Annotated in this window: 5 protein-coding genes and 2 pseudogenes; all 7 read right to left on the reverse strand. The window is 41.8% G+C overall.

Translation table 11 applies throughout. From position 1 onward, the window contains the following. Nucleotides 1–14 precede the first annotated feature (14 nt). On the reverse strand, nt 15–662 hold the full coding sequence (locus ACFIL7_RS03195) for a transglycosylase SLT domain-containing protein (protein WP_375683350.1): 648 nt from the start codon (nt 660–662) through the stop codon (nt 15–17). Nucleotides 663–678: 16 nt separating this feature from the next. Next, on the reverse strand, nt 679–2,859 hold the full coding sequence (locus tag ACFIL7_RS03200) for a hypothetical protein (RefSeq protein ID WP_375633270.1): 2,181 nt from the start codon (nt 2,857–2,859) through the stop codon (nt 679–681). Continuing rightward, the gene (locus ACFIL7_RS03205) at nt 2,860–4,314 is read right to left on the reverse strand and encodes a hypothetical protein (RefSeq protein ID WP_375683111.1); all 1,455 of its coding nucleotides are present in this window, start codon (nt 4,312–4,314) and stop codon (nt 2,860–2,862) included. It abuts the gene before it with no gap. 24 nt (nt 4,315–4,338) lie between these two features. Further along, a complete protein-coding gene (locus ACFIL7_RS03210; RefSeq protein WP_375635036.1) occupies nt 4,339–5,274 on the reverse strand; it encodes a hypothetical protein in 936 nt (311 codons plus the stop codon). 1 nt (nt 5,275) lies between these two features. Next, nucleotides 5,276–5,701, reverse strand: a complete 426-nt coding sequence (locus tag ACFIL7_RS03215) for a hypothetical protein (protein WP_375683351.1) — start codon at nt 5,699–5,701, stop codon at nt 5,276–5,278. Next, nucleotides 5,701–7,099, reverse strand: a pseudogene (locus ACFIL7_RS03220) (hypothetical protein). The gene ACFIL7_RS03215 and the pseudogene ACFIL7_RS03220 overlap by 1 nt, the downstream one beginning before the upstream one ends. 1 nt (nt 7,100) lies before the next feature. Next, nucleotides 7,101–7,380, reverse strand: a pseudogene (locus ACFIL7_RS03225) (hypothetical protein); the annotation flags it as partial.

A 7,380-nucleotide genomic window follows, 5' to 3' on the forward strand; every position in this document is an offset into this window, starting at 1 on the left:
ATTTCTCGTGAATCCTAGCTTCGGTAAAATGGTCCGTAAAATGCCCGCATGAATTGCGTCATCAAAGGATTATCATCATCACTCTCTTCTTCTTCCGAAGCCTCTTCTTGTGATGCTAATAATGCCCTTAAAACCTCTAACAAGTTGTCTCTATTTCTAATGCCACCATGCGCTGTAGGACTTGCTCTATGAGGCTGCCCCCCATACATCTGTAATACACGGTTGACAAAATCACTTGCACGCATAGTGTTGTTTCCACCATTCAAGCCAACCGCATTGCTCCCAACAATTTGCGCCGCATTGGCATGGGGATTTTGAAGAAGCCGCGCGGCTCCTCCTGCACCTTGTTGATGTGCTAAATACAATTCCGCTTCACTAGGCGCTCTTCCCAAAAGGCGGCTTAAATGATTGCGATTATCAAGCGTCAACCGCCCCATGGCATCTGCCGCTTGCATGGGATCAAAACGATCCTGCAAACCATATTGTTTGGCGGTGCTGTCTATAAATTGATACAACCCACCCGCAGAAGAACGGGGATTCCTTGCATTCGGATTGCCTCCACTTTCTACTTGCGCAACACGGTACAAATAACTCTCTGGCAAACCATAACGCGCTGCCGTTTGCCGTATCGCTTGATCGACTGAAGGACTATAACGGGTCATAGCCTAATCTCCTCCCTTACTCAAATGCACTCAATAAATTCAACTCCTCCGTTGAGGCTTTTCCCCCACCTCCAAACAAAGCAGCAGAAAGCTTTTTGAACCATTCTTTTGTCGCATATCCCTTATGATGCGCGTTTACCATGCGTTGAATGAGAGCTACAATTTGATCATTCTTAATCTGTGTCCCCCCTGTTAACAATTTGACAACATCCTTTTCAATCCGTTGACGCTCTCTAAACGCCGCCTCTTTGAAAGGAATCCAAGCTGCCTTCCCAGCAGCTTTTGCTAATTGTACAGCTGCATCACGTTTACCCGTTGGCATATTGACGTTATGCCTAAAAGATATCTTTTCATCCGCTACACGACCTGGTATTCTGTTATAAAAATCTGCATAATTAGCTTCTTTATTGACAACATTCTTAACAGCAGAAGCTTTATCGGCTCCATAAATCTTTGCAAATCGTTCATACAGATCATTCGTACCAAAAATCTCCTTTGCCTTGGATACTTCATCTTTTGTTTGCCCCATACCTTGTAAAAGTTCTGCCCTTGAGCCCTTTTTAAAGTATTCTTGTTGTGCCTTTGGTAATTCATCAAAGATTTTACTGAATTCATCCTTATTAACCGACTTGCTAAGGATTTTGGAACCTTCATCCATGGCATCTACATGTGAACTATATTGATGATACAATGCCCGCCCTTTCTTATATTCAGACGAGATATCATCCATAAGCTCTAACAATTTTTTCTTGATACCCACTAAACTGCGAACTTGGCTATTATCTCCTTGTTTCTTTTCCGTTCTTATCATTAAATCGATAACCTCTTTAGTCTTATGAAGAGCCCCCATGTTGGGTTTCTCTCTAAGGAGACTAAATTTTTGAGAAGAAAACGGACTAACGTTGTTGCCATCCGTAATAAACCGCTTTAGTCCTTCATCATAAGCTTGTTTGAAATATGGACGCTTCATTAATTCATTAAGAGCACCATAATATTTTTCTCCTATCGGAGTCTTCTTAGCTATTTCGTAAAGATGTTCTGTATATGCTTCCCTACTCGCGATAAGATCATTTTTTAAACCTGTGACATTTTGACGAGGAACAAAGTATTTATCAGCCGCCTGATGAATACGCTCCCCTCCTCCCAGCGCTCTCTGTTCAGCTCTCTTGGTTAAATCAAGATAAGCCCCTTGGTTTCTTTTTGCGATATCAAAAACAAGGTCTTGTAAAAAAGGACTATGATCAGCTACGTAATCGGTAGAAACTGCTTTTTTAAAAGATTCTCCTAGCTCTTCAGAAGCTTCATTGCCTAAATGTTTACTGATTGCTCTTAACGTATCTTTTGAAACACCTTCTTTCGTATGAGAAGGAGAAAAAAGTCTTCGTATTCCGCTTACCGGATAACCAGCTAAATGAGCTAAAGCACTTCCAGCCAATGCCCCACCCGCTCCTAAACCTGCACCAGATAACGTACTTGTAAGTGTATTCCCAAACCCTTCCCCTTCTCCTGCACCATGTAATGCACCAGATGCTGCCCCTACTTTAAGCAAATGAGGCAATGTTGTTTTGTTCGTGATGCCTAAAAATGGACTTGCAAATCGACTTGGGGGTAACTGACCTGCTTTCAAAAAGGCTTGACCTAATTTTGACCCCGCCACATTCCTTGCAAGTGTAGGCGCTACAAAGCGTGCTCCTGAGGCTAACAATCCTCCCCCTAAAGTCGCAAGTGAAGGGATTGTCGACCCTAAAGCATTTCCAGCAAAAGAAGTCCAATAATGTTGATCACTCATCCTACGATAATAATCACGTATTCTATTGGCTTCTTTCTCATATTTTTCTATGGTTTTCTTATCTCCAGTCCAATAGTTGATAAGCCCCTTCGCAAAAGCCTTTATTGCCAACTCATCATCAGAATCACGTCCTGCCGCTGTGATCCCTGCAATCTCATCATCTAAATTAAAACTCAATCCATGCTTTAAAGAATTCCAAAAGGCTTCACTGCTACTTATTTCGGGATGTTGGGATGATGTTTCGTATTCATCTTTAGGGATACGACGTATAACCCTTATTCCAGGACCAAAATCTGGAAATGGTTCCTCTACCGATGTTTCGTATTCCTCTTTAGGGATACGGCGTATAATTCTTATTCCAGGACCAAAATCTGGAAAATCTTGATGAGTATTATTATGATGAACCATTTATCTATCCCTAATAATGTCATATATATAGTTACCGTCTGGTATGGATACTCTTTCTCCAATAGCAAGTTTTTTAATATCTTCTCTGCTACTTATAGTTGGCAATTTTTCAACACCTCCTTGCGGCATCGACTGATTAGCATATTGAGCAGAATACTTTAGACGCGGTCTTACTTCCATTCCATTTGACAACCTATAAATTTCCTCATCATTCAGTTTTTTAAAAAGATCAAACATATCTTTGATTTTTAAGAGCGTTTTATATAGTTCTTCTGGTTTATCGCTAATGTCCATAGTACCATAAGATGCTACTATGCGCCTGCTTTCTTCATTAGATAACGGTCCAACGCCTAATTTCCCGCCGTCACTTTGCTTTTTGATTGCTTCAATCACTCGAACAAAGACACCACCTTCAAGCGTTTTTAATTTATTTTTTAATGTTTTTGCAGCAGTATCGGGGAAAATCTGAGTAAAAGCACCGACCTTACCAGCAGCCTTTTTGGGATTCTTCTCTATAATTTGAAGAGCATTGTTAACTGTATCCACAATATGATTAATTTCTTTTGCTGCTACAGCAGCAGTGTTTCTCTTACCTATTTCCCACTCTTCTATGTCTCGTTTTTTCTGATTATACTCAAGTTCCTGCATCGACCCCTTAACCGGTCTCGCTCTACGTTCACCTAGTTGTGAATTGGGATCCCATTCATAACCTTTATCTAACTGAGGTTTATCACCACCTGTTAGCATCGCACTAAGCATTTGCGGATTACGTGCCATGATAGCAGCTTCTTCTTCGCTGTAACCTTTAGATTTTAGGTATTCGACGGTTTGATTGACTTGTTCTCTTCGTTTATCACCTTCATTAAGATGCTTCACACCACTTGCAAGCGCATCCCACCCAGAACCGTCTGATGAAGATTCCGCCATACCTGCAAAAAGATCTTTGAGCTTCTGATACGCATCTGATTGAAAAAACTTATAAGTATTGGACTGTAAAAATTTCTCTGCATCTGTCAGTTCAGGAGTCGGTGTTGGGGAAGCGGGTGCTAATGGTTGCGTTTGTTCATTAACATGAGGTTTTAGTTCTTGTGGAGTACTCTCTAGTGCATTTGGCATGGGTGGATGTTGATCAAATCCAAGAGGCATTTCCGCTTTAGGAGCCGTATAGGGCATAAATGGTCCATATGGATTCAGACTATTCTGTAAATAGGGGTTGGATGGGGCTTGTGCTTTCTCTGGTGTCATCATACTTTCAATACCTGACATTCCAGTCATAAATAGAGAGGTTTTGGGGTACTTTGTTATGAAATTCCCCACGGGGTTCTTTGTTATTAATTGTCCCAATCTATTCGCCCCTGTAACCGCTTTAGGAGCAAGATACCTAAAAACATGAGGCGCAGCTCTTGCTGCCATAAAAGCTGCCCCAGCTAATGGAAATAATATTGGAAATGCCATCACACTCTCCTACAAAACTATTCTTTAATTATTCTCCAGAGCTTTCTTTTGATTCATGTAATCTAAAAAAAACTTGGATGCTCCTCCTGCCAACGCTGCTCCCATTGGACCACCTGCCATGTAACCAAAAGCCATCGGTGCTGCTTGAAGTGCTAAAGAACCTATAGCCCCTACATTTTTCCACGGATTATTGCCCTCTATCTTAGAGATTGTATGATTATTCGTCGTCGTGCCGTAATTCCTTGCAAAACCATGACCGGCATTCATAAGCATATTCAACCTATTCCAGCCGCTATTGTCTTGTTCCAGCCAACGTTCACGATTGGCATCAACAAGGCGTTGATTGTAGTCATTAAGAACAGATGACCCCTGCAACATATTCGAATAGGCATTATTATAAGAGGGGAATAAGTTGCCTATCATGCCTAAGCGGTTTTCATTTAGTTGATCAATCATCGAATTGGCTTGCATCATATGCTGTAAATCTCTATCACGCTGGCGATACTTGATACGAGCTAATTCATCATTAAGCCCCCTCTGTAACTCATTGTTATGCGCACTAGAGCCATAAAGACCACTACCTAAAAACTGTCGATTAATACTATTTCTTATTTCACTTAAGCCCTCTTTAAGTTCCTCATCAAATTGAGAATTCGGTCCCATCAAACCACCAGATGCAATCCAGTTAAGGTTTCTCGCAGACGATGTTGGAGTATTCATCAAATGATTCATATAATTCTGATACTGATGAGGAATAGCTCCAAGACCTCCAATTGCTTGATAAGTTGGAGCACTTAAAGGTGCAACACGAGGTCCCCCATATACATTACCACCCATCCCTGTATCATACATGTTATACGCATCTGCACCCCCACGCTTAAAGACATTCTGCATCCAAGTGGGAGGGGCGCTTGTTTGTACCTGCTTCTGTTCTGTCGTTGTTGGTGTCTTGCTCCCCATGTCACAATTCCTTCCTATAATAAAGCATAGCTATGCCATAGCCTTGTTTGTTCAGTGCACGTTTCCAACCTAAACGACCCAAGATCTCCATTTCAGAAGCCCCATTCTCACGCGCCCAATCCTCTACAAATGTCAAATTATCAATTTGATCAAGAACGCCCTTGCCACTACATTCACAAATCAGTGCGCGCTTCTTTCCTAAAACTGTCTGCTGTATCTGGGTCGTGAATGCCGCTAAAAAGCGCTCGTCATCATCCAAAACAAGCCATAACTGTTTCTTGCCGCTGCAAATCGCTTCAATGAGCTCTTGCAACGTGATTTCATGTTTGAAACGCTCTACATACTCTCTAAAGGATGCAATGATGTCTTCAAGATAAGGCGCTATACGCTCCATATCCCAAGACGTGGTCAAAAAGACTTTTGCCATTACCCTCTGCCTAAAGGACGTAAATCCACATTAAACCCTGTGATATGGTTCCAATGAACGCCTTCAGGAATACGCAATTTAAAGCGGTGATAACGATTGCGCGAACGACCATGATAAGCGCCCGTGACATATGAACATGCCCTCTCTTGGTGCCATGTAATCGGCGTCTGATTATTGCGAAGCCGACGCTCTCCTATGCTTAAAAGACCTTCCGTCGTATCAACTTCAGCAAACATCTTCGTGATAAAGTTAAAACTTCCATCTGGTGCTCCCAATTCTTGCGAAACAACCGTTGCCTCCATCGGTGCTCCCGTAAACATAACAAGTCTATTTTCATCATCAAAAGCACCAAGCATTGGGGCGCCACTTTGCCAACGAGGGCTGTCTAAAGAAGCCGGCAATGTCTCAAGATTGATCGAGATCTCATCTAACTGTTCTAAAGTATAACCTGTCGTAAATACNGACAAAGGTCGTTTGCTCGTTATTGCCTCTTTTTATTGACCAGTAAATTCGGTTATCAACGGGGTCTATAACCCCTTGCATCTCATCAAGAGCAAACTTATCAAAGGTTTTAAAAACTGTTCTATCAACCTTCTCAAAGCCTATCGGCAAAAGTTGACCATCAGCACTGATCTGATAAAAGCCACCATCACTCGCAAAAAAAGCATCACTCCCTCGACACGCTATAGAAGCTGAACTGCGCGCTCCACGCTTGTCTTGGATCTTTTGAAAAGCAAACGGGCTTTTGGAACCTAACGTCAAAGAACCAGCATAAATAGCGGAACGAAGAAAAATAAGGGGATTGGTTGTTTCTGTTGCCCCCTGCACATATTCTCCATCTTGGAAATCCATATAACCACTAACATTATATTGAGTCTCCCATACAGTTTCATCGCCTTCTCCAGACCAATGGATGCGATTGGGATTATCTGTCAATTGCATCAAACAAACAAAAGGTCCCCAAACCTTAACCAATCCTGCTTTCGGTGGATTTCCTTCTAAATCTTCAAACCGTTCAGAACTAAGGACCTTGAAAACTTGCGGTTTATCATTTTTATTCACCGCAATAACCATGTTTTTAAAAAGAGCAAACGACCATTTATTCTCTTCATTTGCTTGATAGGTCACACCACTTTGGCTTATGTCTTTCCAACCCTTGGTTTGACTATCATAACTGTAAAGCTTTTGTTTGCCTCCTACAATTATCTTAACACCATTGCCACTTCTAAACGCTATGCACCCCAAAGGCTTTTCTTCCAAAGCATGAGACACAACCATTGCACTAGGCATGGGTATGTAACCGCCATCAGCCGGTAAAACATTCACAAGCGTATCCGTAAAGCTACCGTTGACGACCGAAACATCTGGTCTGTAATCAGCGATTGGAAAATAAACCATCTTAAAAATCCGTTGGTATTATTCTGGTCACGTTATGACGTTGAGACGTCTCTGCACGCAATTCATGCAACTGTTCGTTAAAGTCATTGTAAGCTGCCGTTGCACAATCGGGATCTTTCAAGATATTCTTGTAAAGTTCGTATTTTGCACGCGCCTTAATCAAATCAAACGCGTGCACAAACCATGGATGCTCCTCATCGACACTCTCTATCTCTGATAAACGCAATGGAGAGAGAATGAGTTGAATCTGATAGGCTTTATCCGGTGTGGGATAAAGATGT

Origin of the sequence: Bartonella sp. AP3QHHD (genome assembly GCF_042195765.1) — a bacterium.
Classification (GTDB): Bacteria; Pseudomonadota; Alphaproteobacteria; order Rhizobiales; family Rhizobiaceae; genus Bartonella.

What these genes read in the sequence shown, in the direction of transcription:
- ACFIL7_RS03195 (WP_375683350.1), bottom strand. Translation starts at nt 662, where the DNA reads ATGACCCGTTATAGTCCTTCAGTCGATCAAGCGATACGGCAAACGGCA.
- ACFIL7_RS03200 (WP_375633270.1), bottom strand. Translation starts at nt 2,859, where the DNA reads ATGGTTCATCATAATAATACTCATCAAGATTTTCCAGATTTTGGTCCT.
- ACFIL7_RS03205 (WP_375683111.1), bottom strand. Translation starts at nt 4,314, where the DNA reads ATGGCATTTCCAATATTATTTCCATTAGCTGGGGCAGCTTTTATGGCA.
- ACFIL7_RS03210 (WP_375635036.1), bottom strand. Translation starts at nt 5,274, where the DNA reads ATGGGGAGCAAGACACCAACAACGACAGAACAGAAGCAGGTACAAACA.
- ACFIL7_RS03215 (WP_375683351.1), bottom strand. Translation starts at nt 5,701, where the DNA reads ATGGCAAAAGTCTTTTTGACCACGTCTTGGGATATGGAGCGTATAGCG.